This window comes from Streptomyces sp. NPDC096324 (assembly GCF_044763015.1).
In the GTDB taxonomy this organism is placed as follows: domain Bacteria; phylum Actinomycetota; class Actinomycetes; order Streptomycetales; family Streptomycetaceae; genus Streptomyces.
In genome coordinates, this window is the sequence record NZ_JBIWFK010000003.1 from 182,379 (window position 1) to 204,868 (window position 22,490).

19 protein-coding genes and 1 pseudogene are annotated in these 22,490 nt (G+C 70.6%); 9 read left to right on the plus strand and 11 right to left on the minus strand.

Features of this window, described 5'->3' with window-relative positions; genetic code table 11:
- Positions 1–30: 30 nt before the first annotated feature.
- Positions 31–708 carry a hypothetical protein gene (locus tag ACIQ7M_RS08260; protein WP_403641240.1) on the minus strand — a complete coding sequence of 226 codons (678 nt, stop codon included), beginning with the start codon at positions 706–708 and terminating at the stop codon, positions 31–33.
- Positions 709–926: 218 nt separating this feature from the next.
- Between ACIQ7M_RS08260 and ACIQ7M_RS08265 the strand changes: the two genes are divergently transcribed.
- Positions 927–1,616 (plus strand): hypothetical protein, encoded by a 690-nt coding sequence (locus tag ACIQ7M_RS08265; protein ID WP_403641243.1) that lies wholly within the window; start codon positions 927–929, stop codon positions 1,614–1,616.
- Here the strand turns inward: ACIQ7M_RS08265 and ACIQ7M_RS08270 are convergent.
- From ACIQ7M_RS08270 to ACIQ7M_RS08300, 7 genes are all read right to left on the minus strand, one after another.
- Entirely contained in the window at positions 1,609–2,112 is a 504-nt protein-coding gene (locus tag ACIQ7M_RS08270) for a very short patch repair endonuclease (RefSeq protein ID WP_403641246.1), read from the minus strand. The two genes, ACIQ7M_RS08265 and ACIQ7M_RS08270, sit on opposite strands and share 8 nt — an antisense overlap.
- Before the next feature lie 10 nt (positions 2,113–2,122).
- A complete protein-coding gene (locus ACIQ7M_RS08275) occupies positions 2,123–2,560 on the minus strand; it encodes an NgoMIV family type II restriction endonuclease (RefSeq protein WP_403641249.1) in 438 nt (145 codons plus the stop codon).
- Between the two features lie 2 nt (positions 2,561–2,562).
- The gene (locus ACIQ7M_RS08280) at positions 2,563–3,543 is read right to left on the minus strand and encodes a NaeI family type II restriction endonuclease (protein ID WP_403641252.1); all 981 of its coding nucleotides are present in this window, start codon (positions 3,541–3,543) and stop codon (positions 2,563–2,565) included.
- 47 nt (positions 3,544–3,590) lie between these two features.
- A complete protein-coding gene (locus ACIQ7M_RS08285) occupies positions 3,591–6,503 on the minus strand; it encodes a Z1 domain-containing protein (RefSeq protein WP_403642198.1) in 2,913 nt (970 codons plus the stop codon).
- A 119-nt stretch (positions 6,504–6,622) separates the two neighbouring features.
- Positions 6,623–8,203 carry an ATP-binding protein gene (locus ACIQ7M_RS08290; protein WP_403641256.1) on the minus strand — a complete coding sequence of 527 codons (1,581 nt, stop codon included), beginning with the start codon at positions 8,201–8,203 and terminating at the stop codon, positions 6,623–6,625.
- Positions 8,204–8,377: 174 nt separating this feature from the next.
- The gene (locus ACIQ7M_RS08295; protein ID WP_403641259.1) at positions 8,378–9,406 is read right to left on the minus strand and encodes an SEC-C domain-containing protein; all 1,029 of its coding nucleotides are present in this window, start codon (positions 9,404–9,406) and stop codon (positions 8,378–8,380) included.
- 241 nt (positions 9,407–9,647) lie between these two features.
- Positions 9,648–11,123 carry a beta-1,6-galactanase gene (locus ACIQ7M_RS08300; protein WP_403641262.1) on the minus strand — a complete coding sequence of 492 codons (1,476 nt, stop codon included), beginning with the start codon at positions 11,121–11,123 and terminating at the stop codon, positions 9,648–9,650.
- A 298-nt stretch (positions 11,124–11,421) separates the two neighbouring features.
- On the opposite strand from ACIQ7M_RS08300, the gene ACIQ7M_RS08305 reads away from it, so the two are divergent.
- Complete coding sequence (locus tag ACIQ7M_RS08305; protein ID WP_403641265.1) at positions 11,422–12,231, plus strand: class E sortase; 810 nt, start codon at positions 11,422–11,424, stop codon at positions 12,229–12,231.
- A gap of 79 nt (positions 12,232–12,310) precedes the next feature.
- On the opposite strand, the gene ACIQ7M_RS08310 is transcribed toward ACIQ7M_RS08305, so the two are convergent.
- The gene (locus ACIQ7M_RS08310; RefSeq protein WP_403641268.1) at positions 12,311–13,756 is read right to left on the minus strand and encodes an MFS transporter; all 1,446 of its coding nucleotides are present in this window, start codon (positions 13,754–13,756) and stop codon (positions 12,311–12,313) included.
- A gap of 172 nt (positions 13,757–13,928) precedes the next feature.
- On the opposite strand from ACIQ7M_RS08310, the pseudogene ACIQ7M_RS08315 reads away from it, so the two are divergent.
- The 4 genes and pseudogenes from ACIQ7M_RS08315 to ACIQ7M_RS08330 form a co-directional block, all read left to right on the plus strand.
- Positions 13,929–14,447, plus strand: a pseudogene (locus ACIQ7M_RS08315) (winged helix-turn-helix transcriptional regulator); the annotation flags it as partial.
- A gap of 371 nt (positions 14,448–14,818) precedes the next feature.
- Positions 14,819–15,127 carry a DUF6412 domain-containing protein gene (locus ACIQ7M_RS08320; RefSeq protein WP_355760898.1) on the plus strand — a complete coding sequence of 103 codons (309 nt, stop codon included), beginning with the start codon at positions 14,819–14,821 and terminating at the stop codon, positions 15,125–15,127.
- Positions 15,128–15,295: 168 nt separating this feature from the next.
- Positions 15,296–16,072, plus strand: a complete 777-nt coding sequence (locus tag ACIQ7M_RS08325; RefSeq protein WP_403642201.1) for a YidC/Oxa1 family membrane protein insertase — start codon at positions 15,296–15,298, stop codon at positions 16,070–16,072.
- A 132-nt stretch (positions 16,073–16,204) separates the two neighbouring features.
- The gene (locus ACIQ7M_RS08330; protein WP_403641271.1) at positions 16,205–17,062 is read left to right on the plus strand and encodes a fumarylacetoacetate hydrolase family protein; all 858 of its coding nucleotides are present in this window, start codon (positions 16,205–16,207) and stop codon (positions 17,060–17,062) included.
- A 212-nt stretch (positions 17,063–17,274) separates the two neighbouring features.
- On the opposite strand, the gene ACIQ7M_RS08335 is transcribed toward ACIQ7M_RS08330, so the two are convergent.
- Together ACIQ7M_RS08335 and ACIQ7M_RS08340 are read right to left on the minus strand one after the other, a co-directional pair.
- Complete coding sequence (locus ACIQ7M_RS08335; protein WP_355771919.1) at positions 17,275–17,748, minus strand: heme-degrading domain-containing protein; 474 nt, start codon at positions 17,746–17,748, stop codon at positions 17,275–17,277.
- Positions 17,745–18,836 (minus strand): Gfo/Idh/MocA family oxidoreductase, encoded by a 1,092-nt coding sequence (locus ACIQ7M_RS08340; protein ID WP_355771922.1) that lies wholly within the window; start codon positions 18,834–18,836, stop codon positions 17,745–17,747. Before ACIQ7M_RS08340 ends, ACIQ7M_RS08335 begins: the two co-directional genes overlap by 4 nt.
- A 57-nt stretch (positions 18,837–18,893) precedes the next feature.
- Here ACIQ7M_RS08340 and ACIQ7M_RS08345 point away from each other — a divergent pair, with 57 nt between their 5' ends.
- The 3 genes from ACIQ7M_RS08345 to ACIQ7M_RS08355 all read left to right on the plus strand — a co-directional run bounded on the left by ACIQ7M_RS08345 (position 18,894) and on the right by ACIQ7M_RS08355 (position 22,430).
- On the plus strand, positions 18,894–20,171 hold the full coding sequence (locus ACIQ7M_RS08345) for an ROK family protein (RefSeq protein ID WP_403641276.1): 1,278 nt from the start codon (positions 18,894–18,896) through the stop codon (positions 20,169–20,171).
- Between the two features lie 500 nt (positions 20,172–20,671).
- Positions 20,672–21,559 (plus strand): hypothetical protein, encoded by an 888-nt coding sequence (locus tag ACIQ7M_RS08350; RefSeq protein WP_403641279.1) that lies wholly within the window; start codon positions 20,672–20,674, stop codon positions 21,557–21,559.
- Between the two features lie 112 nt (positions 21,560–21,671).
- A complete protein-coding gene (locus ACIQ7M_RS08355) occupies positions 21,672–22,430 on the plus strand; it encodes a GntR family transcriptional regulator (RefSeq protein ID WP_355771931.1) in 759 nt (252 codons plus the stop codon).
- The last annotated feature ends 60 nt before the right edge of the window (positions 22,431–22,490 follow it).

Here is a 22,490-nt window from a genome sequence, read left to right on the forward strand (position 1 = left end):
GCCAATGGTCGGCCCGCCCCCATCGGGCGTTTACTTCAGACCGTCGCGGAAGGAGTCGCGTGCTTCGGCCGGCAGGGCACGGTACTTCGCCCAGAGATCTTCGACAGCGCTGAAGGTCCGGGCGTCCTGCTTGATCCAGGTCTTCAGGATGTCGAGTTCGAGGGAGGGCAGCGATACAGCCTCGGAGAGCAATGCCGGCACGTCGTACGTGGAACCGATCCCGCCGACACGGCAGCGGTTGCACTCGACGACGTACTGCTGAGCCTTCGTGCCGTTCGGCAGCCGGACTTCACGCTTGGCCACGTCGAGCTGGGCTGTGATTTCCGAGTCGGTGTACTTGTCTCCGGGGGTGGCACCACACGAGCTGCACTTGTGGCCATAGGCGGCCAGCAGCTCCCGGCGCTGGTTCACCGTGATCGCGGTCTTCGGACGAGTGCCGCGCCCCGGCTCCCAGACGGCTTCGCCGCGCTGGACGTAACGCTGTTCGTTGGCGTCGAGGTCGATGTCCTCGCGCTTGGTGTCGATCTTCCACCCGAAGTCGCGGAGGTCCCGCATGCGACGGTCGATCTGTGCCACGTCCGGAAAGGCGTCGCGGAGCTCCGTCTTGGTGAAGACGTTCCCCTCGCCGACCACCTGGACGAGCCAGAGAGCGGCGCGCTTCATCGTGCCCAGTTTGCTGTCCTGCCATGAAGGCAAGGCCGTGCTCATCTCCACCTCACAGCGCCTGTGCGGGCCAGCCCGACTGCGTGTCAGGACAGTTGGCGCCTGACAATGGCCCGCTGAGCACAACGGAACATCAAGTCCGCCTGAAAGAGAAGTGGCTGAGTGTCCAGATGAGTATCCGGACACAGTTGACAGGTCGGTTGAGGCTGGATGGAGGCACACTGTCGTCAAAGCTGTGGTGGGGTGGGACAGAAGGAGCTGGCGTGCCGCGATCGGGTCGCTTCAGGGAACTGGATGCCGGAATACCGGAGGGGAGAAAAGCCCTCGCCAGGGTCTTGCGCACCTTGATGAAGGTGGTCGGCCTGTCGCTGAGGCAGACGCATGCCGAGCTGACACGGCGCGACTGCGGCTGCGACACCTCAGCGAGTGCACTCTCCGACCTGCTCAACGCGCGCATCCACAAGCCGAAGCGCGAGGTGATCCAGGCGCTCTACGAACTGGCGGAGACGGCCGCGCAGACGAGCGACGCCTCCATGCCGGTCACCTGGGAAGAGCTTGAGGACCTCTGGGTGAAGGCATGCGAACTGCCGGCGGCTTTGTGCACGAGCTGCCAGCACCCCGTGTTGCCGGTCCCCTCAGCGCAAGGGGACCGGCAACACGGGAAAGGGCAGTGGCCCACCGCGCTGACCCTGTTGGACATGAAGCAGAACAGAAGGGCCGAGGATGTTGCCGGCATCCTTCGGCACGTCGGTGTGGTGGGCGAGCCGACGGAGGTGGCTCACGCGGTAGCCGCGTGCAGGGCATGCGGGCTGGGTTCTGAGGCGGACGTGATTCTCCGGTACGCGCAGACCGGACGTGATGGGCGTCAGCTTGCGGAGATTGCTTATGAGTTCATGAGGATCGAAGACAACGCCATGGCCCAGCGCGCACTCGGGATGTTCCTGGCTATGTAGGAGCGTCCGCTTTGCTGGCGGGGGAGGCCGGACGCCTGGATACCACCGCTTGGCGGATCGCTTCACCGCATTCTTCCGCTGGCTCGTGTTCCCAGAAGCGCAGGACAAGCCAGCCGGCTGCCCGCAAGCGCTCGTTTGTATCGCGGTCGCGGGCCATGTTCCGGGCGACTTTGTCGGACCAGTAGCCGGGATTGGTCCTCGGTGAAACGTAATGCTCAGGACAGCCGTGCCAGTAGCACCCGTCGATGAAGACGGCTACTTTCGCGGGCCGGAAGACCATGTCGGCGGTGCGGCGAAGGTCGGGCAGCGGGCGAGCCGCGACTCGGTAGCGCAGACCTTGAGCGTGCACCAGCCGGCGGATAAGCCGCTCCGGGGTGGTGTCCCGGCTCCGGATCGCCTGCATGTTGCGGCGGCGCGCGGCGGACGAAGCCCAGGAACCCTCGGGCGGCACCCAGGTGGTCCCTGACGGATCTGGTTCTGAGTCGTGAGTTGTCATCTGCGGTGATTTACCAGGTGGACAGAGTTGGTGGCAGTGTTCCGTAAGGAAGGAGGCGGCCTTGTTCGATGATCTCGTCGAGGTCGTCCTTCTGTTTGCTGCTGCCGACAGCGGCAACCGCGGCCTTCAGGGCGTCGAGGGCCACGTGATAGATGGCATCGGCTTCCCCGGTCCCCCGTGCGATCGAGGCGATCCGGCTGGGCATCGGTTCCGCGGTCACCACCACCAGGTGCGGCAGCCGTCCGCGCCGGTGCCTGATCATTTGAAGGAACTCGTGACGCACGTTTTGTATGCGATCTGACCTGATTGTCCATTTGCAGGATACTGCAGCATGCAGATGGCGGCGGGACGCACCATCGGCCGCGGGGCTCGTCACGCCTATGGCCACATCAGGTTTGACGAGGTAATCGCGGCCCAGGTCGAGGCGGGTCGCGAAGGGCGCGTGCATCGTCAGTCCTGTCTGGTGTGTGAAGGCAAGGACGGTGCGGGTTCGACGGGGTCGTCTGACTGGGCGAGAACCCATTGCTTGCCGTCCAGGACGGCCACGGGGGCATCCTGGTGATGGGCCCGCGCGCTCACCACTCGGGCGCTGACGAACTCGCCTTCCTCGGGGAGAGGGAGCCCCAGCTGGGCGGCGATCTCGCGGTGGGTGGCGTAGTCCCCCATGATGAGGATGCCCTCCGCCCTGAGCGCCGACCGGCTGCCGCCGTTGCCGCGGACCCGCTTCATGTAGTCCTTCTGCTGGGCCACGGTGCGCACCACGTTGCGGCCGATGCGTCGCCTCTGGGCGCGCCGGAAGAGTTCGTTCAAGCGACGTTGGCCTGAGTCCGACGCGAACACGGCGGCCCGGTCCGCGGTGTCCATGTGGAGGAGTACGTTCTCCGGAAGGGCTTCATCCCGCCACAACCACCTGATTTTGTCCCGGTGTTCAGCCTTGATCGTGAGCTTGAGGTCACGGTTGTTCCCCGTGTTGAGCCACTCGTGACGTATCCGGACAAGCCCGATACTCCAGAGGGACTTGTAGTCATCCGCCCAAGCCAGCAGGCAGAGGTGGTCCATCGCCTCGGGAGGAATCATCCACCCGCCGAACTGCTGGGAGTACTTGCAGTCCACGTCGATGTCGGCGATCTGGTAGTCCATGGCGTCGCCGTCGGCGAACCTGAACTCACGCTGGAGATTGATCTCCACGAGAGTTCCCGCGTGGGTCTTCTCGGTCTTGAAGAGCGCCTTCCAGTCGTAGCGTCCGGTCACCTCGCCGTTGAGCAGCTGGTCGATGGTGTCGCGGAGGACCCTGGCAAACCGTCGGCCCGTAGGGTCCTGCGCCATGATGCGGTCGTAGACCCGGTCCAGTTCAGGGTCCACCCCGGCCGCCAGGTTCGGTAGAGCGACCGAAACGGCGGCCTTGATGTCGGCCTCTTCGAAAGGAAGCATGTTCTCCCCGTTGGTGAGTGATCCGCAGCGTGCGGAGCCCTCGCGCCTTAGTCCGCGTTGACGATAACCGCGTCTGGACGAGTGGAGTCCTTGGTTTGGAAGCGGACAAGCTGCTTCTTCGTGTCGATGGCTGCCTTCGGCGGAATCACGGTGAACGCCATGATGACGCGGTCAGTTGCCGCAGTGCCCGTCGTTGCGACAGCTTTGACCTCATCGTCCTGAGCGGCTTCTACGACGGGATACAGGATCACTACGCCCCGCGTCGCTCCGAGTGCGGGGAAGCTGTCTCCCGTGGAGGCCAAGTCAGGCCGTTCGATCAACTGCTGGGCGAACAGACGGTGTTCCATGCCCGAGATACGGCCGAAGGACTGCTTTCCAGACTGGCGGCTTCGGCGGAACAGGGAGAACGGTCCCTGGCCCAGCACAGTCGCCTCGATCCGATTGCGCTGTGTTCGCTGCGGAGTGATGACCAGCCAGTCGTCAACCTTGGCCAGGCGGCCGTCAAGCTGGGACAAGTAGGTCAGGTGCGGGGTGAGAACGTTTCCGTCCTCCCACTCCAGCGAGCTCAGAACGGAAAGGAGCTGAGCGTGCGGGACGACCGTGGTTGCCGCCTGGAAGCTGCGGGGGAGGGGCGAAGTCTCGTCCGGCCGCAGAACGCAGGTCGCTGAGGTACCGCTGAGTGCCGCGAGGACGGACTTCCAGCGCTCGGTGTTGCGCGAGGTCAGTACAGCGTCCTGCGGATAAGCGGCCGGCTCGATCGGCTTGCCCGGCGACCTCACCTCCACCAGCTCCGCGTTGAACATCTTGTTCCGGGCCGACGGCTTCACCCACGGCAGGTGCTGGGCCACTAGAGGCGGGATCTGGGCGGGGGTGACCTGGGGGCGGCCGTCCGTCAGCGGGGCGTAGCGGGCCAGTTCGTCGCGGAAGAGTTCCTCGTCGCGGCAGATCGCCTCGAAGGCCTCGTACAGGTCGACGGTCTTGGCGTTGCGGCCCTTGCCGAGCTGCTCCTCGCGGCCGATGTACAGACGCACCAGGTCCCGGTACCCGGCGCGGAAACCGAACCAGCGGCCCATCTGCATCAGGGTGTCGGCCTGCTGTGTCGTGCGGCGGTAATACGTGATGGTCAGGCCGTCGACCGTGAAACCTCGGGACAGCTTGGTGCCACCGACGAGGATCTTCCAGACGTTCGGGGTGCGGGCGAAGTCGAGGTCGGGCTGAGCGTAGTCGCGTTCGCTCTCGCCGTTGACGACGATGACAGGGCTGCCGCCCTGGCTGATCAGTTGGCAGGCCCGGGAGACGAGCGGCTTGAGGTCCGCGTACGTCGCGGGGGTGGGCAGGGAGTCGTCCGCGTAGGTGTGGAAGTCCTTTTCAAAGAGAGCTGCCAGACGTGCGTGACCTTCTGGACCGGTGTACGCGGCGTTGTGCCACATGGTGTTGATCCGCAAGGCGAGGGCTGCGTGCTCGGCCATACGGACCGACTCGTGCACCAGCATGGTGTGGTGCCGGAAAGGTTCGGACGGAACGCCGTGCTTCTCGCGGTATACCTTCAGCGCGCCCGTGAGTACGAACGCGTCCAAGGCCTCCTGGAGCCGGTCACCCGTGCTGTCGTAGATGCCCCGGACGTGCTTCCTCTCGGCTTCGCCCTCGCCGCCGGCGATCGTGTCCAGGTCGTGGAAGTCCTGAACACCCATGTATCCGTGGGGCCGGGGCAGCGAGATCAGGAAGTCGCGCGGGAAGAGGTCTTCCTCGTCGCCCGGGTCGACGAACACGTTGGCGAACGGGGTCGCGGTGTAGCCGACGTACTGCGCGCGGGGAAGCAGCTTGAGCAGCGCGCTGATCTGGCCGTTGATCGCGGTGCGGGTGACCTTGCCCTCCTCCCATTTCTTGGGGTCCGTCGTGTTCACCGAGGCCTGGTCCGACTCGTCGTCGATGATCAGGGCCGGGATCTCGCCGAGGATCGGACCCATCTTCTTGAGGTCCCTCACCAGCTTCTCCAGCACCGACTTGTTCTTCTTCACGACCATGATCCGTGCGCGGGCCGCGTGCAGATTCGCCGGGTCGTGCAGCGGGCGGGTGCGGTCGGGCTTCTCGAACTCCAGCGCGCTGATGCCGCGTTCCAGGGACATGTAGTCACGGTCGCGGGAGGTGAGACGCTCGATGTCGAAGGCGCCGAGGTCGGAGGGGCGGGCGCCGAAGGAGACGAACTTGGCGGGCCAGTCCTCGTCGTCCTGGTAGTCGATGCCGACCACGGCGTCCGGGTCGGTCGGGTCGGCGGCGCCGAGGATGTTCTCCTGGCCGATCAGTTCCATGTCGAGCCGGCGCTGGGTCTGGCCGCGCAGCAGGTTCAGGGTGCCGCCGAGGACGATCACGAGGCGGTAGCCCGCGTCGATGGCCTTGGCGGTGACGCCGGTGAAGTTGGCGGTCTTGCCGGACTGCACGTAGCCGACGACGAGTCCACGCGCGCCGTAAGGGGTGTCGCTGGTGGGGTCGGCCAGCCGCTCCACGACCGCGTGGGCGGCTTCGTCCAGACCGGAGACGGCCGCGTCGCCCCAGCCCTTGCGACGCAGCAGACGCTCGTACGACGTCCAGTAGAAGGCGCGGTTCGCCGCCTGTTCCCGGGTGTACCAGGGCTGGAACTCACGGCTGATGGTGACGGGACCGGGTTCCGTGTGGACGGGGACGGCGGTGTCGAACGCCTTGCGGAGATCCACGTCCAGCCCGAGCTTGTCGTAGACCTCGGCGCGGCGTCCGGGGGTGCGTGCCGTCGTGGCCGACCACGAGGGGGTCTGCTCGAAATCCCATGCGGTGAGCTTGCGGCGCCAGACGGCGATCAGGTCGTCCCCGGGGGCAGCGGCCAGGATCCGCTCGTGGAATCCGGCAACGTCCGTGTCCGCCGGCTCTTCGTCGTCGGCGAGCGCAAAGGCGAGCTTGGCGAAGTGCTTGGGGCCGCGCCGGCTCATCGCGTCGAGCACCTCGCCGTGGAGGTCGGTGAGGCGGTCGGGGGCGGGCGCGTTCTCGGCGGTCACGGTGGTCGGGTGGCCTCTCTGGTGTGCGGGAAGGTGCGGGGGAGGTCCGTGGACTAGTCGTCGACGCGGGCGAGTTCGGCCCGTACGGCGGTGACGAGCACGCTGTTCCACAGGGCGACCCTGTCGGTCTGGTTGGCCCAGACCCGCTCCTTCTGGAAGATCTCGTTGAGCATCAGGTAGAGAAGGCTCTTGAGGACCGGAGCGTCGTTGGAGCCTCCTCGCCGACCGCCGTTGAAGGCGTGCCGGTAGTCCTTGTTGAGGACGACGAGGCGCTCCTTGTGGTCGATCGTGAAGAGGAGTTCGCCGGAGTCGGCACCGGCCGGCACGTCGAGTTGGGCCCAGACGAACGTGATGGGGTCGTCGCCCTCCAGCTGGGGCAGTTCGTCGCGCAGCGTCCGCTTCAGCTTGGGATCGATTCCCTTGCCGGGCGGAATGACGGCCATGCGCTTGACCTCGGTACGCCGCTTGGCGGCTTCGCGGTAGGCCGTCTCGGCGTCACGGACGTATTCGGTGAACGTGTGACCGGTGCCGGCGTTGGCCGCCCGCTCCAGACCGCGGGCGAACGCCGGGGTGACCTGGACGCCGTCCTTCTTGACGGTCAGGGAGAACACGTCGTTGGGCTCGGACGGCAGGTCCAGGGCGATCCTGGCGAGGGCGAGGTGGCTCTCCGGACTGCGGGTGTCGTTCCAGCCGCCTGCCTGGACGAGGCGGTCGTTGCGGTAGAGGTAGAAGCCCTGGCGTTCGGCGAGCGGGCCGATGCCGCGGTAGGCGACCAGCGGAGACTTGGGCGGCCATATGTGCGCCGTGAACGAGACGTCTCCGAGGCCTTCCACAGGGGCGGTGTACGTACGGGGATAGCCAGGGCGACCGGGAACCCGGTACCCGAACGGGTCGATGGGCTCGACGCCCCGGTGGTCCAGCTCCTCCCGGGTGTGGACGTCCTCGACGACGATGTCTATGTGGAAGCCGTCGCGTGCGAGAAAGCGGTGGAGGTGGAGGCCGAGGTGGGTCTCGAGCCGGTCGATCGCGTCGTTGAGATAGCGGTCGGTCTGACCCGCGGTGATGGTCTCGAACGGGCGGACCTGGTCCCAGCGCACGATCGTGCCGTGCCAGCCGATGATTCCGTCATAGCGGTCGACCAGGTCCTGGCAGTACGTCGCGTCGACGATGTCGCAGGTGAAGTCGGCCTGCGCACGGGCGGTGAGCCAGCGACGGCCGGTCGACGGACTGCGTTTGGTCCGGCTGATCACGGTGAGCGCGTCGGCGTGCGAGAGGGAGGCGGCCTTCAGGCCGGCGCCGAAGTGCCCGAGGGCCCCGGCGGCGTAGTTCTCGCGCCCGCCGACGGTCATCGCTGTGTCCAGGCCCGCCTCGTCCATGCCGTGACCGTTGTCGATGACGAGCAGGCCGACGAGGCGGTCCCGTCCCCCGCGTTTGCCCGTGTCCCGCAGGAAGCTCACGACGACGTCCCGGGCCCCAGCGTCGATCGAGTTGTCGATCAGGTCGGCGATGGCCGCCTCGAAGCTGTAGCCCTGGTGGGCGAGTGATTCGAACGACCTGGCCGCCGGGGGAAGCCGCTTGCTTCCGCTCGTGGGTACGTCGAACTGCCAGTCGGAAGACGGCTGGTAGGGCGCCATACGTGGTCCTCGCGAGCAGGGACACGCCCTGAGCGTGCGGGCATGCCGGTTCAGCAGATCAGGTGTGACGTTAGCGTGAACGAGTTGTGGAGGAGTAGCGGGGCCGACATAAATGGGAACGCGGCCCCTGGATCTTCCAGGGGCCGCGTTTCAAGGCGTGTGCCGCCGCCGGTCTCAAGCGTCCTGGGCCCCGTGGCACTCCCCGTAAGAAGCCCCCGACCCGCACCAGCATCCAGCCCCCCGCTGCGGGGGCCACGCGACCGCCAACCCCCGGGCTGCCAGCGTCGTCGCGTACTGGGGGAGCAGGGTCGTGTCCGCGGGGGACGAGGCTTCCGAGGCGGCGAAGGCCTCGTAGGAGGGGACCGTGGCGGTGACGATGCCGAGGTTCGGGGTGCCGGAGACGGCCAGTTCGCGCAGGGACGCCTCTATCGTCGCGAGGTGCTCGTCGTGCGTCGGGTACTCGGTGGTGAGGTCCGGGTACGCGGTGGTCAGTTCCGTGAGTTCGGGGGCCGACCAGTGCAGGACCGCCACCGGGAAGGGGCGTGAGAGGGCCTCGCGGTAGGCGCCCAGTTCGGCCTGGAGACGGGTGATCTCGGCCTGGAGTTCCGCCGGGTTGTCCGAGCCGAGGGACCAGACCCGCTTCGGGTCGTGGAGCTCGTCCAGGGAGATCGGGGACGAGTGCAGGGTGTCGGCCAGCGCGTCCCACTCGTCGTGCGCCGCGCCCAGCATGCGGCGCACCCGGTGACGGCCGAACAGGAGGGGGAGCGTGGAGTAGGGGGGTTCCGCCACGTCCGTCAGGAGCAGGGTCGTTCCCTCGGTGAAGGTGTCCTGTGCCGCCTCCAGTTCGTCGTGCGACTCCAGGGCCTCCGCGACGATCACCCAGGGGGCCGGGTCGCGGGGGGCCGCCGCCCGGACGCCGTCGATGATCGCGCGGGCTTCGGCCTCGTGGTCGTACTCCCACAGGTTCGACGCCTTGAGGGCGCGGACCAGATACGGCTTCTCCAGAGGCGTCTCGGGAGTGTCCGAGGAGAGGAGGCGGTCGTAGAGGGTGGTGGCGCCGGGGCGGTCGCCGGCCAGTTCGAGGTGGGCCGCGGCCTGCAGGAGCAGGTGCTCGGCGTCCTCCGGGTACAGGCCGGCGGTCCGCTCCAGGCGAGCCGCTTCGGCGGTGTGGTCGACGTTCTCGGCAGGCGTGTCGGGGCGCATGGGGGACACCGTACTGCCGCCGGGCCGCCAAGGAGAGAGACCTGCAGGCCAGAGACGCGGGAGTCCCCGACGGCATATTCCGGGATCCCCGGCTGGGGTGAGATCCCCGGCTGGGGAGTGGAGGAGAGGGGAGGGCGGGAGGAGGAGGGAGCCGGTCGGCCGTTGCCGGCGCCGCTGACTCCACCGTCGCTGTCGCCGCGAACGCCGTCACCGCGCCGGCGACGCGTCGGTCAGCTTCGTCTCACGCCGCCACCCCGTCCACCTGCAACGTCTGTACCGACCCGGCCGGGAACGAGAGGGCCACGGACTTGCCGTTCAGGTAGGTGTCCGAGTGGGCGGTGTAGAGGTCGCCGGTGCCGGAGGTCAGGGTGGTCCAGCGGGGGACCAGGCCGCCCGTGCCGCCGGAGACCGTGGTGAAGCGGGAGAGGTCGAAGGTCAGGGTCTGGGCGGACGTGGCCTTGTTCACCGCGACGATCACCAGGCGCTTCGCCGCCGCGTCGTGGGCCGCCACCGCGTAGTCCACGCCCGTGTCCACGATCGTCATGCCGGGGCGGATGTGGCGGCTGAACTGGGCCATCACATACAGCTTCGTCTCGACCGCGCCGGCCGTCAGCGTGCCCGCGTCGTACTTGATCATGCCCCAGCCGGCCGTGGGGTCCATCACCTGCCAGTACACCCAGGCGGTCGGGTGCAGCCAGCGGAAGTCGAGGAGGAGGTTGCTCGCCAGGGTCAGGCCGGTGCCGTCCCCGTCGCCGTACTCGGAGTTCCACAGCGCCTTGCCGGACGACGTCACGGCGTCCGTGTAGAGAAGGTCCCGGCGGCCCCCCGAACCCTGGTAGCCGTGCACGTTGACCCGGTTGACCAGGGCCTTGGTCGTCGAGCTGAAGGAGCTCCATGTCGTACGGGCCAGGTCGTAGCTCGTCTCGTCGGACGCGGAGATCCTGGTGGCCGTCAGGCCGCGCTTGTCCAACTCGCTGCGCAGGTAGGGAAGTACGGCCGACTGGACGGAGGCGTCCATGTGGCAGCCCTCCTGGGTGCCGGTGGACGTCCACCAACTGGAGGAGGGCTCGTTGAACGCCTCCACGGTGGCGAAGTTCACCCCCCAGTTCGTCTTCGCGTAGAGGGCGACCGCCGCGAGGTGGGAGGCGTGCTGGCGGTAGTTCCAGGACTGGAGGTTGTTGCCGCCCCCGGCCGCGCCCGACGGGTTGTGGTTCAGACACATCCACCACATCGGGGAGTTGGCGAACAGCTCACTCGTCGCCCCGCGCGCCGTCGCCCTGGTGAGGGCGGCGCGCTGGGTGGCGTCCGCCGTCCATTTCCAGGCCGAGGACGTCGGGTCCTCGTTGTTCCAGTCCTGCCAGTAGCCCTCGATCTGCTTGAAGGAGGGGATGTCGGCGGAGGCGGTCATGGTCTCGCCGCCCACACTGTTCGCGCTGCACGCGCCCAGGTTGTAGCGGGCGATGGTCAGTCCGAGGCCCGGGCGCGAAGCGCCGTTGTACGTCGTCGACTTGGTGGTGAAGAAGAGGTCGGCGAAGTCGTCGCGGGCGCCGAAGACGCCCGCCCACCAGGCCAGTGAGGTGCCCCACCCCTCCCATTTCCCGTACGTCGCCGCCGGGTTCACGGCGATCGTCGCGTCCGCGCGGGCCGTACCGGTCGCCAGGGCGCCGCCGAGGACCGCACCGCCCGCGGCGCCCAGGAGTGTTCTGCGTCGGATCATGGCTGGCTTCTCCGTCCGTCTCAGCGCGACTCACGTCCTTCGCGGACGGAGTCGGCCATGGCTGTCGACTCGACTTCGAACTCGGTCGCCGGTTGGTTCCCGCCGGCGCTTGCCCGTCCCACTGATGCCGTCCCGCTGATGCCATCAGGAAGCATCGGGTGTGGCGCCTGAGGTTGTCGAGAGTTGAGACAGCCCTTTCTAAAACCAGTGGAGGAAGCCCTGGCCGGACAGGAGCCGCGCGGGGCTGGAGAGTTGGCGGGGTGACGCCTATCGTGCGCCCGGCGAAGGGGGCGTACGGATGCGGGCTCCGGGGGTCGTGCACCACGGCACGCGGCGACGGCGGGCCGCGTACCGGCGAGCGGTCTGGAGCGGTGCCGAGGTGCTCGTCACCGTCGGAGTGGTGCTGCTCCTCCTGGTGGCGCACCAACTGTGGTGGACCAACCGGCAGGCGCGGCACGGTGCCGAGCGCAAGGTGCAGGCGCTGGAGCGGGAGTGGGGGACCCCGGCCACCGGGAGTTCCGGGAGCGGTGGTGGCGCGGAGTCCGGTGCCGGTGCGGTGGCCGGGAGCGGCGGGGACGCGCAGGACGGGACCGGACGGACGGCGGGGCGGAACTCTCCGTCCGGATCCAGTGGGGGCGATCGGAAGCAACCCCGTTGGTCGCAGGCCTACGCCGTCCTCGGCATTCCGCGGCTCTCGCTGCGGGTGCCGGTCGCGGAGGGCGTCAGCAAGGCGAACGTCCTGAACAAGGGATACGTCGGTCACTACAAGGGCACCCAGCAGCCGGGCCAGGCCGGGAACTTCGCGCTCGCCGGGCACCGGAACACGCACGGGGAGCCGTTCCGGTACCTTCCGAGGCTCCGGCGCGGTGACACGATCACCGTGGAGACGAGGGCCGCCGTCTACACGTACACCGTCGACCGCACGCTGTCGCAGACGTCGGCGCGGGACGTCGGGGTGATCCGCCCGGTGCCGCGCAGCACCGTCCGGCCGTCGTACGGGTACACGCGGCCGGGGTACTACATCACGCTCACCACGTGCACCCCCGAGTACACCTCCCGGTACCGCATGGCGGTGTGGGGGAAGCTCACCTCCATGCGGCCCCGCTGACGGGCATCGGCGGCTCCGCCGGTCACGTGCGTCGGGCTCCGCCGGGTTCCGTCACAGCCGCGCGCGGGCTCCGCCGGGCTCACGCCCGGTCCCGCAGGGCCAGCACGCTCGCCGCGGCCACGGCGGCCAGTCCCGCCGACACCGCGATCGCGATGTCCGCTCCGTGCGCCGGCCCACCGGTGGAGGTGACCAGGGCGATCGTGAGGGCGACCCCGGCGCACGAGCCGATGTAGCGGAAGGTCTGCTGGGCGCCCGAGCCCATCGCCGCTCGGGTCGCGGGCACGGACTCGACGGCCAGCAGGGGCAGCGCGGCGTTCAGCAGGCCGCTGCCCACCCCGGAGAGCACGAAGCCCGGCAGCAGGTGGGTCCAGGAACCGGAGCCGATCGCACCGAGCATCGTCAGGACGCCGGCCGCGTGCAGCGCGAAGCCGAGGGCGAGCTGGTGGCGGTGCGAGACCCGGCCGGCGAGACGGCGGGCCTGGAGGGCGACCGTGAACGAGAGCCCGGACCACAGCAGGAACAGCCACGCCGTGTCCATGGCGGACATCCCGAGCGTCCGCTGGAGCAGCGCCGGCAGGAAGCTGAACAGGCCGATCACCGCGAGGCCCATGAAGAGCCCGCCCGCCGACGAGGCGAGGAATCGGCGGTGCCGGAGGAGGCCCAGGTCGATCATGGGCGTGGCGCTGCGGCGTTCGACGGCGACGAACACGGCCATCAGGACGAGGAACGCGGCCAGCAGCAGGCCGACCGGGGCGCGCAGCCAGCCGTCGCGGCCGAGCGTCAGCGCCGCCACCAGCGACACCAGCGCGAGGCCGAAGGTCAGCGCCCCGGCGAGGTCGGGCCGGCCGCCGCGCGGTGCGCGGGACTCGGTCAGGGCGCGGGTGCCGAGGAGGGCGACGGCCAGAGCGGCGGCGCCGAGGACGGCGTACGCCATCCGCCAGTCCCAGCCGGCTATCGCCCCCGCGAGCAGCGGGCCCGCCGCGATGCCGCCGCTGACGAACGCGCCCCACACCCCCGTCGCGTGCAGCCGCCCGCGCGGGGTCGGGAAGGCGTGCACGATCAGCCCGAGGCTGCTCGCGAGGATCGCCGCGCTCGCCGCTCCCTGCGCGATGCGGGCCAGGGTGAACAGCCAGGTGGAGTTCGCGAGCGCGCCCAGGGCGGTGGTGAGGCCGAGGGCGACCGTGCCGGCGAGGAAGATCCGGCGGCGGCCGTAGTCGTCCGCGAGGCTGCCCGCGACCAGGAGCAGCGCGGCCAGGCCCAGCGGGGTGCCGTTGAGCAGCCAGGCCTGGGCGGAGACCGAGGTGTGCAGCGCGGCCGCGGTGTCGGGGAGCGTGACCATCGGGGCCGTGTACGTCATCAGGGCCACGGCGGTGGCGGCACTGGTGAGGGCGAGGGTCGGGGTGGCCCGCGGAGCGCTGTCCTTCGAGGGGGCCGGAAGGGGAGTCGGGGAGGCCGGAGGGGCCGGGGAGACGCCGGTGGCGTGCGCGGGCTGCGTGCTGGTGTCGGGCCGGTCGAGCCGGGTCATGGCCTGCCTTCACTTCCCTGGGTCGGGTCGGTCGGTTCAGCGGGTCGGACGGCCGGTCGGGCCAACCTGTCCACACCCTTCGGTTCGGTCATTGAACCTTGTGTATGCGTAGACCGTAACACCTAGGTTCGCTCAATGAACCAACAAGTCGGAAAGTGGCTACAGTGGGGGCATGGCTCTGGGCAAGGACTACGCGACGCAGGAGTGCTCGATCGCCCGCGCGCTGGAGGTCGTCGGCGAGCGCTGGACGCTCCTCGTCATCCGCGACGCCCTCTACGGCGTACGGCGCTACAACGACTTCCTGGTGCACCTCGGCATCCCGCGGGCCGTGCTCGCGACCCGTCTTCAGGCGCTCACCGCCGAGGGGATCCTCGAGAAGCGCCGCTATCAGGAGTCGCCGCCGCGTGACGAGTACGTCCTGACCGACCGCGGTGTCGCCCTGTGGCCCACCCTGCGCTCGCTCGGACTGTGGGGCCGCGAGCACTTCGGCGAGAGCCGCCTGCGCTACTTCCGGCACGCCGCCTGCGGAACGGAACTGGGCCCGTACGGCGAATGCCCCCGCTGTGCGCTGGTCGTGCCCGTCCCGGACGTCGAGATGACACCGGGCCCCGGACTCGACCGGGACCCGGCGGATCCGGTCAGTCGGGCCCTGGTAGCGCCGAGGCGGCTGCTGGAGCCGATCGACACGGACCCGCGGAAACCGGCGGCGGCCGTGTCCGGCGAGCCGGCCGCACCGGCCGCAGCGGAGGCATCGACCACAGCGGACGCATCGGATGCACCGGACGCCTGATCCGTACGCGGCGACCGCTTGTCGCGTACGGACCGACGGCATGCCCTGCGCACGGACCGGCCGCACGGGCCTACGCGCGGACTGACGGCATGCCCTATGCGCGTACCGGCCGTGCGCCCTACGCGCGAACCGGCCGCGGGCCGTACGTACGGACCGGCCGTGCGACGGATCCCGTGACGGATGCCGCAGCCGATCCAGGGCGGTCGGTCCGGAACCATCCTGTATAACGAACGGAGAGACACGCGCACCACGTACGAGAGGAGGAGCGGTCGATGATCCGGACCTGGGCCGATGCCCGTCCCGCCGCCGTACTGCTGCTCCTGCTCCTCGAGGTCGCCCTGCTCGACACGGGCACCCTCACCGCCACCGTCGCGATCGCCGCGACGGCCGCCGCCGGGTCCGCCTTCGCCGCGTGTTCCCTCATCGTGGCGCGCTGCGCGCCCGTCGTGCCGCCCACCCGGGTCCGTACGACCATCCGCGACCGCGACCGCCGCACGGCCTTCCTGCCGCAACGGGATCCCGACGCCAGCGGGCGGCCGCGCCCCAGGGCGCCCGGACACGCCCTCCCGGCGACCGCGTAGGCACCCGCTTCCTCCACCCCCGGTGAATGTCCGCCCGGGGTGGCTCTCCACTCCCGGTGGCTCACCCCGAGTGGTACTCCGTCACGGGTGACCCGCGCGGGCCGTCATGCCGCAATCCGTACTCCCGGCACGACGAGACCCCCGGAGGGCTCCCGCATGTCCACGTTCATGTCCGTTTTCGCGCACCTGGTCGAGCACCTCGCCGATCTGCTCCAGCCGCTGTTCCACGCTTCGGCCGCCGCCGCGGCGATCGTCCTGTTCACCGCGCTCGTACGCCTGCTCGTGCACCCCCTGTCGCGGGCCTCGGCACGCGGACAGCGGGCGCGGGCGGCCCTCCAGCCGCGGATCGCCGAGCTGAAGAAGGAGCACGGGAAGGACCGCGAGAAGTTCCAGAAGGCGCTGATGGAACTGCACGCCGAGGAGAAGGTGTCGCCGCTCTCCGGATGCCTGCCCAGCCTGTTCCAGATGCCGGCCTTCTTCCTCCTCTACCACCTGTTCTCCAGCTCGACCATCGGCGGCGAGGCCAACACCCTGCTCGGGCACAAGCTGTTCGCCGCGCCGCTCGGGGGCCGGTGGGCGGACGCGCTCGGCGACGGCGGACTCTTCGGGCCGGCCGGTCTCGTCTACCTGGGCCTCTTCGCCGTCGTCACGGCCGTGGCCGCGTTCAACTACGTACGGACGAAGCGGATGACCGCCGCCGCGACTCCGGCGGGCCAGGGCGACAACGAGGGCCGGAGCGAGAGCGAGCAGGCGGCCGCGTCGGCGCTCGCCTCGGTCGGCAAGATCATGCCGTTCATGTCCTTCTTCACGCTGTTCACCGTGGCAGTGGTGCCGCTGGCCGCCGCCCTGTACGTCGTGACCAGCGCGACCTGGAGCGCAGTGGAGCGGGCGGTCCTCTACCGGGACATGCCGGGGGCGGCGCCCGCGGCCGCGGTTCTCGCCTGACGCGACCGCGGCCTCGGGTCCGGTCCGTGAACGGGGTCTTGCGGACTGGACAGTGAGCTTGGAGGATCGCACGGTCCCCCCGACGGCCGCACCCGTCGGCCGGACGGCCCGCGACCGAGGGAGATGGTGACCATGAAGCTGCTGCGAGTCGGTACGTCCGGGTCGGAGCGGCCCGCGCTCCTCGACGCCGAGGGGACCCTGCGCGACCTGTCGGGCCTTGTCGCCGACATCGACGGGGCGCTGCTCGCCGACGACGTGGCGCTCGACCGGATCCGGTCCGCTGCGGCGGCCGGTGAGCTGCCCGCGCTGGACGCGGACGGACTGCGCGTGGGACCCCCGCTGGCCCGGATCGGCAAGGTCGTGTGCATCGGGCTGAACTACCACGACCACGCCCGGGAGACCGGGGCCGAGCCGCCCGCCGAGCCGGTGATCTTCTTCAAGGCGGCGGACACCGTCGTCGGGCCGAACGACACGGTGCTCGTGCCGCGCGGATCGGTGAAGACGGACTGGGAGGTCGAGCTGGCCGTCGTCATCGGCCGTACCGCCCGCTACCTGGAGTCCGGGGAGCAGGCGCTCGCGCATGTCGCCGGGTACGCGGTGGCGCACGACGTCTCCGAGCGCGCGTTCCAGATCGAGCGCGGTGGCACCTGGGACAAGGGCAAGAACTGCGAGACGTTCAACCCGCTGGGGCCCTGGCTGGTGACCGCGGACGAGGTCCCGGACCCGCAGGCGCTGTCGCTGAGGCTCTGGGTGAACGGTGAGCTCAAACAGGACGGTACGACGGCCGAGCAGATCTTTCCGGTCGCGGAGGTCGTCCGGTACGTGAGCCAGTTCATGACCCTGTACCCGGGGGATGTCATCAACACCGGTACGCCCGCCGGGGTGGCGCTCGGCCGGCCCGAGCCGAAGCCGTATCTGCGGGCGGGGGACGTCGTGGAGCTGGAGGTCGCGGGGCTGGGGCGGCAGCGGCAGACGCTCGCCGACGCGTAAGCGCTCCGCTGGGTTCGCCGGGTGGGGTTCGCTTCGGCCCGGGTGCCTTTTCGCGTGCGGGTGCGTTGTGGTTGGCCGCGCAGTTCCCCGCGCCCCTGATGGGGCTGTGCTGCGCGTTGTTCTCTGCGGGTGCTTCGTGGTTGCTCGCGCAGTTCCCCGCGCCCCTTACGGGGCTTCCCCGCGCCCCTGGGGAGGCGCGGGGAACCGGGGTGCTACGCGGTCAGGAACTTTTCCAGGGCCTCTACGACCATCTTGTGGTCCTCGATCTGGGGGAGGCCCGAGACGACCACGGTGCCGATGACGCCCGCTCCCGTCACGGTGATCGGGAACGCGCCGCCGTGGGCCGCGTACGTGTCGGGGTCCAGGCGCGAGGAGTCCTCGAACGTCGTGCCCTTGGCGCGGAAGCGCGAGCCGACCAGCAGCGAGGAGCACCCGTAGCGCTCGACGACGCGGCGCTTGCGGTCGATCCAGGCGTCGTTGTCCGGAGTGGACCCCGGCAGCGCCGCGTGGAAGAGCTGCTGGCCACCGCGGCGGATGTCGATGGCGACCGGCGCCTCGCGCTCGCGGGCGAGTTCGACGAGGAGCGTGCCGAGGGCCCAGGCGTCGTCGTGGGTGAAACGCTGGAGCGTCAGCCGGCGCTCCTGCTCCTCCAGGTCGGCGATCTCCGGTGCGACGGGCGCGTTCACAGGGACACCACCACGGACTCGCGGGCGGAGCGGCGGGCCGCCTCCAGGACGTCGAGGGCGGCGGCGGCCTCGTGGGCGGTGACCGGGTTCGGGGCGCCGTCACGGATGGCGGCGGCGACGGCCGCGTAGTACGCCGGGTACGTGCCCGGGACCGTCGGCTCGGGACGTCCGCCCCCGGTCAGCGGGGACTCGCCGGAGCCGACGCGGCCCCACAGGGCCTCCGGCTCGACGCCCCACGCGGCACCGGCGCCGGGGCGCTTGCCGTCGCGCAGGTCGGCCTCCTGCGGATCGAGGCCGTACTTGACGTAACCCGCCTGCGAGCCGAGGACGCGGAAGCGCGGGCCGAGCTGGGCGGTCGTCGCGGAGACGTAGAGGTGGGAGCGGACCCCGTTCTCGTGCGTGATCGCGATGAACGTGTCGTCGTCGGTCAGCGCGCCCGGACGGCGGACGTCCGACTCCGCGTACACCGAGGCGGCGGGGCCGAAGAGGACGAGCGCCTGGTCGACGAGGTGGCTGCCGAGGTCGTAGAGCAGACCCCCGATCTCCGCCGGGTCGCCGGACTCGCGCCAGCCGCCCTTCGGCTGCGGGCGCCAGCGCTCGAAACGCGACTCGAAGCGCCAGATGTCGCCCAGCTCGCCGTCGGCGAACAGCTTGCGCAGGGTCAGGAAGTCGTTGTCCCAGCGGCGGTTCTGGAAGACGGAGAGCAGCAGGCCGCGCTCGTCGGCCAGGGCGGCCAGCTCGCGGGCCTCCGCCGCCGTACCGGCGATGGGCTTGTCCACGACCACGGGGAGGCCGGCCTTCAGGGCGGCGGTCGCGATCGGGACGTGGGTCTTGTTCGGGGACGCGATGACGACCAGGTCGAGCTCGTCGGCGCGTGCCAGCAGGTCGTCGGGGGTGGCGGCGAAGCGCAGCCCGTCGCCGAACTCGGCGCGGGCCTGTGCCTGGCGCTCCGGGTTCGAGGTGACGACCGTGTCGAGGGCGAGCCCCTCGGTCGTGGCGATCAGCGGGGCGTGGAAGACGGAACCCGCGAGGCCGTAGCCGACGAGACCCACGCGAAGGGGCGTACCTGTACCAGTCATGCCTGTCATGCGTCCTACTTTCGCAACGCTGTTGCCAAAGTGCAAGCGCGGGGGACAATGGGTGATGTGAACAGGACCAATGCGGGTGGGGCCGGGAAGCAGGGGAGCCCCGGGAATCCAGGTGTACCCCGGACTCCCGGAGTTTTCGCGGACCAGGGCGGGGGCGGGGCCTCCGGTGTCTTCGCCAACCAGGGTGTTCCCGGGAATCCGGGTGGCGGTGGCAGCGGTGGTGGCGCGGGCGCCGGGGCGGTCGGGGTGAACCTCCCTGCTCTGCGCAGTCACAACGCCGCGCTGGTGCTCGATCTGCTGCGCACGGCGGGGCCCTCCGGCATCAGCCGTCTGGAACTCGCCGAGCGGACCGGGCTGACCCCGCAGGCGGTCAGCAAGATCACCGCGCGGCTGCGGGCCGACGGACTCGCGACGGAGGCGGGGCGTCTCGCCTCCACGGGCGGCAAACCCCGTACGGTGCTGCGGCTCGTGCCCGAGGCGGGGCACGCGGTCGGGCTGCATCTGGACCGGGACGAGCTGACCGCGGTGCTCTGCGATCTCACCGGGGCCGTGGTGGCCGAACGGCGCGCCCCGCTGGATCTGGGGGCCGGGGCCCGTGCGGTGGTCGAGGGGGCGGCCGGTGAGGTCTCGGCCCTGCTCGGCGAGGTGTCGCCGCTGGGTGTGGGGGTCGCCCTGCCGGGGCCGCTCGACCACACCCTGGGGGTGCTGCACCGGGTGACAGGATTCCCCGAGTGGGACGGGTTCGCCCTGCGGGACGCGCTGGCCGGGCGGCTCGGGCTGCCGGTGGTCGTGGACAAGGACACCAACGCGGCGGCGCTCGGGGTCGCGGTGGGGACCGGGGCCCGGTCCGGCTCCGGCGTCGCGGGCGGCGGATCGTTCGCGTACCTCCATCTCGGTACGGGACTGGGTGCCGGCCTCGTGATCGGCGGGGCCGTGCACCGGGGGGCCCGTACCGGGGCCGGGGAGTTCGGACACCAGGTCATCCAGCTCGACGGGCCGCTGTGCGAGTGCGGGAACCGCGGGTGCATCGAGGTGCTGTGCCTGGACGCGGTCGGGCGGGGGACCGTGGCCGAGGCGGCCCGGGTGCTCGGCGCCGGAGCGGCGAACCTGGTGGGCCTGCTCGACATCGACCTCGTGCTGCTGGGCGGGCGCACGGTCGCGGCTCACGAGGAGGTCTTCCTCCAGGGCGTCGGGGCCGTACTGGAGGAACGGGCCCGGCGTGAGGGAGGCGGCGCGGCGGTGCCGGTCCTGGCGGCCCCCGGCGGCGCGCGAGGAGTGGCCGAGGGCGCGGCCCAACTGCTCCTGGCCCCGCTGTTCGGGCGCGGGGAGGGCTGAGCGGGTCGCCGCCGGTGAGCGTGTGCGCCGGCCGGGGGCGAGCGGGGCGTCGTGTCCGTGACGTGTGCTTCGGCCGTGGACCTTCGCTCCGGGCGGGCGGAGGGAGGCCGAGCGGGCCGGTGCGCCCGCGGAGCACGCCCAGGGTCTGTCGTGCGGATCAGGTGGCGCGGACGTGCGGTGCCTTGTCGCCCCCCCGGCCCCCTCGCGTACCGCCGCATGATCCGGACGGCAGGAGCCAGGCCCCGGCTCTCGGTCGCGCGGGTCGTCCCCGAAGGGCCGGGCGAACCGGTCCCGGGTCGGCCGGGCCCGTACCCGGGATCCTTCGGCGGGCGGTGCCGCCGGACGGGGGGACTTCGGGGGCCGAACGGGGGTGGCTCCCCGTTCGGCGGTCCGGCGGAAGGGGTGCGGCGTGGCAGGGTCACGGGGCCATTGCCGGTGACCGAACCGACGCATTCGACCCTCCCGATCCACGCCCCTTCCCGATCGGCCAAAGGCTCCTCATGCGACTGCGTACCTCCCATCCGCTCGCTCCGACCGCCCTCGCCCCGACCGCTCTCGCACTGTTCGTGACGTTCACGCCCGCCCCGGCGCAGGCGCTGGACGTCCGCCCGGACTGTGTCTCGTCCGACACCCACGACTTCCCGATCAAGACCCGGATCCACGGCGGCCCCGACGCCTACGAGGCCGGCGGCGGCTCCGGGACCTGGTACATCGACCTCACCAACACGACAGCGCACCCCTGCGGCGCGATCCATCCGGTCGTCGTCCTCGTGGACGAGAAGCGGACGCTGCGGCCGGAGCAGGCGCGGCTGGAGTTCTACGAGGGGGAGCGGGCCCACGCGGTGCGCTTCGAGCGGAGCGACGAGGACGAGAACGTCGGACCGTTCGACGACGGGTTCCCCGGCTTCACCGTCGCCCCCGGCCGCACCCTCACGGTGAAGGTGCGGCTCTCCCTGTCCTCCGGCGCGAGCGCCCCGAACGCCGTCGTCGCGAACGCCGCCGTGGTGCAGAAGCACGACGACGACGGCGACTGGGTGGGGGAGTCGAACGCCTACCGCTTCCGGATCGAGGGCGCCGTCGAGGACCGGGAGCCGGAGCCGGGCAAGGAGACCGGTACGGGAGAGGACCCGGACGGTACCGGTGACACCGGCGCCGGCACCGGTACCGGCACCGGCGCGAGTGAGGACCCCGGTGCGGCGGCCCGTACGGACACGGGCGGCGGGACCACCGCCGGGACCGGTACGACGGCGCCCTCCGCCGACGAGCTGGCCAGCACGGGACCCGGCGGGCCGAACCGGCCGGCACTGGCCGCCCTCGCCCTCGCCCTCGTCTCCCTCGGCGCCGGACTGTTCGCCCTGGTCCGGTGGATGCGCCCGCGTCGGCGCTGACGGCTGGAGCGGTGCCCGGCGCCGACGCCCGGAAACCGGCGCGCCCGGCGGCGGTGTCCGGCGCCGCCACCTGGAAGCGGTGCCGGGAGCGCCGTCTGCGACGATCGTCTCCGTGGACTATCCGAACGACCAGGACCCCGGCGCCCCCGTCCGCTCCGGTATTCCGGAGCACGGCCGCATCCCCAAGTACTACGCGGTCAAGGCGCACATCGCCCGGCTCGTCGAGGAGCTGGGCGAAGGAGGGCTCCTGCCCACCGAGCGCGACCTCTCCGAGACGTACGAGGTCGCACGCGAGACGGTGCGCCAGGCGCTCCGTGAGCTGCTGCTCGAAGGGAAGCTGCGCCGGCAGGGCCGCGGCACGGTGGTCGCCGGCCCCAAGCTGGAGCAGCCGCTCTCGCTGGCGAGCTACACCGAGGGCGTACGACGGCAGGGACGCACCCCGGGTCGAACGCTCGTCTCCCTCGACCGCTTCCCCTGTCCGGAACCACTCGCCGCCGAGGCGGGGCTCCGGCGCGGCGAGCCCGTCTGGCACATGGAGCGGGTGCTGCTCGCGGACGACGAACGGGTCGGGCTGGAGAGCACCTACGTCGCGGTCGACCGGGTCCCGGACCTCGACCGCGACTTCGACCCCGACTCCTCGTTCTACGCGTACCTCCACGACCGGCTCGGTGTCGCGTTCGGCGACGCCGACGAGCGGATCGAGACCGTGCTGGCCACTCCGCGCGAGGCGCTGCTCATCGGAACGCCTCCCGCGCTGCCGATGCTGCTGATCCACCGGATCTCGCGGGACACCCGGGGGCTGCCGCTGGAGCGGGTGCGGACGCTCTACCGGGGGGACCGGTTCTCCTTCACCGCCCGTCTCGGTGGCTGATCCTCGCCGGTGAGGCGGGCTCCGGCCCCCCTCTTTTTGTAACGTGAAGATAACGGGTCT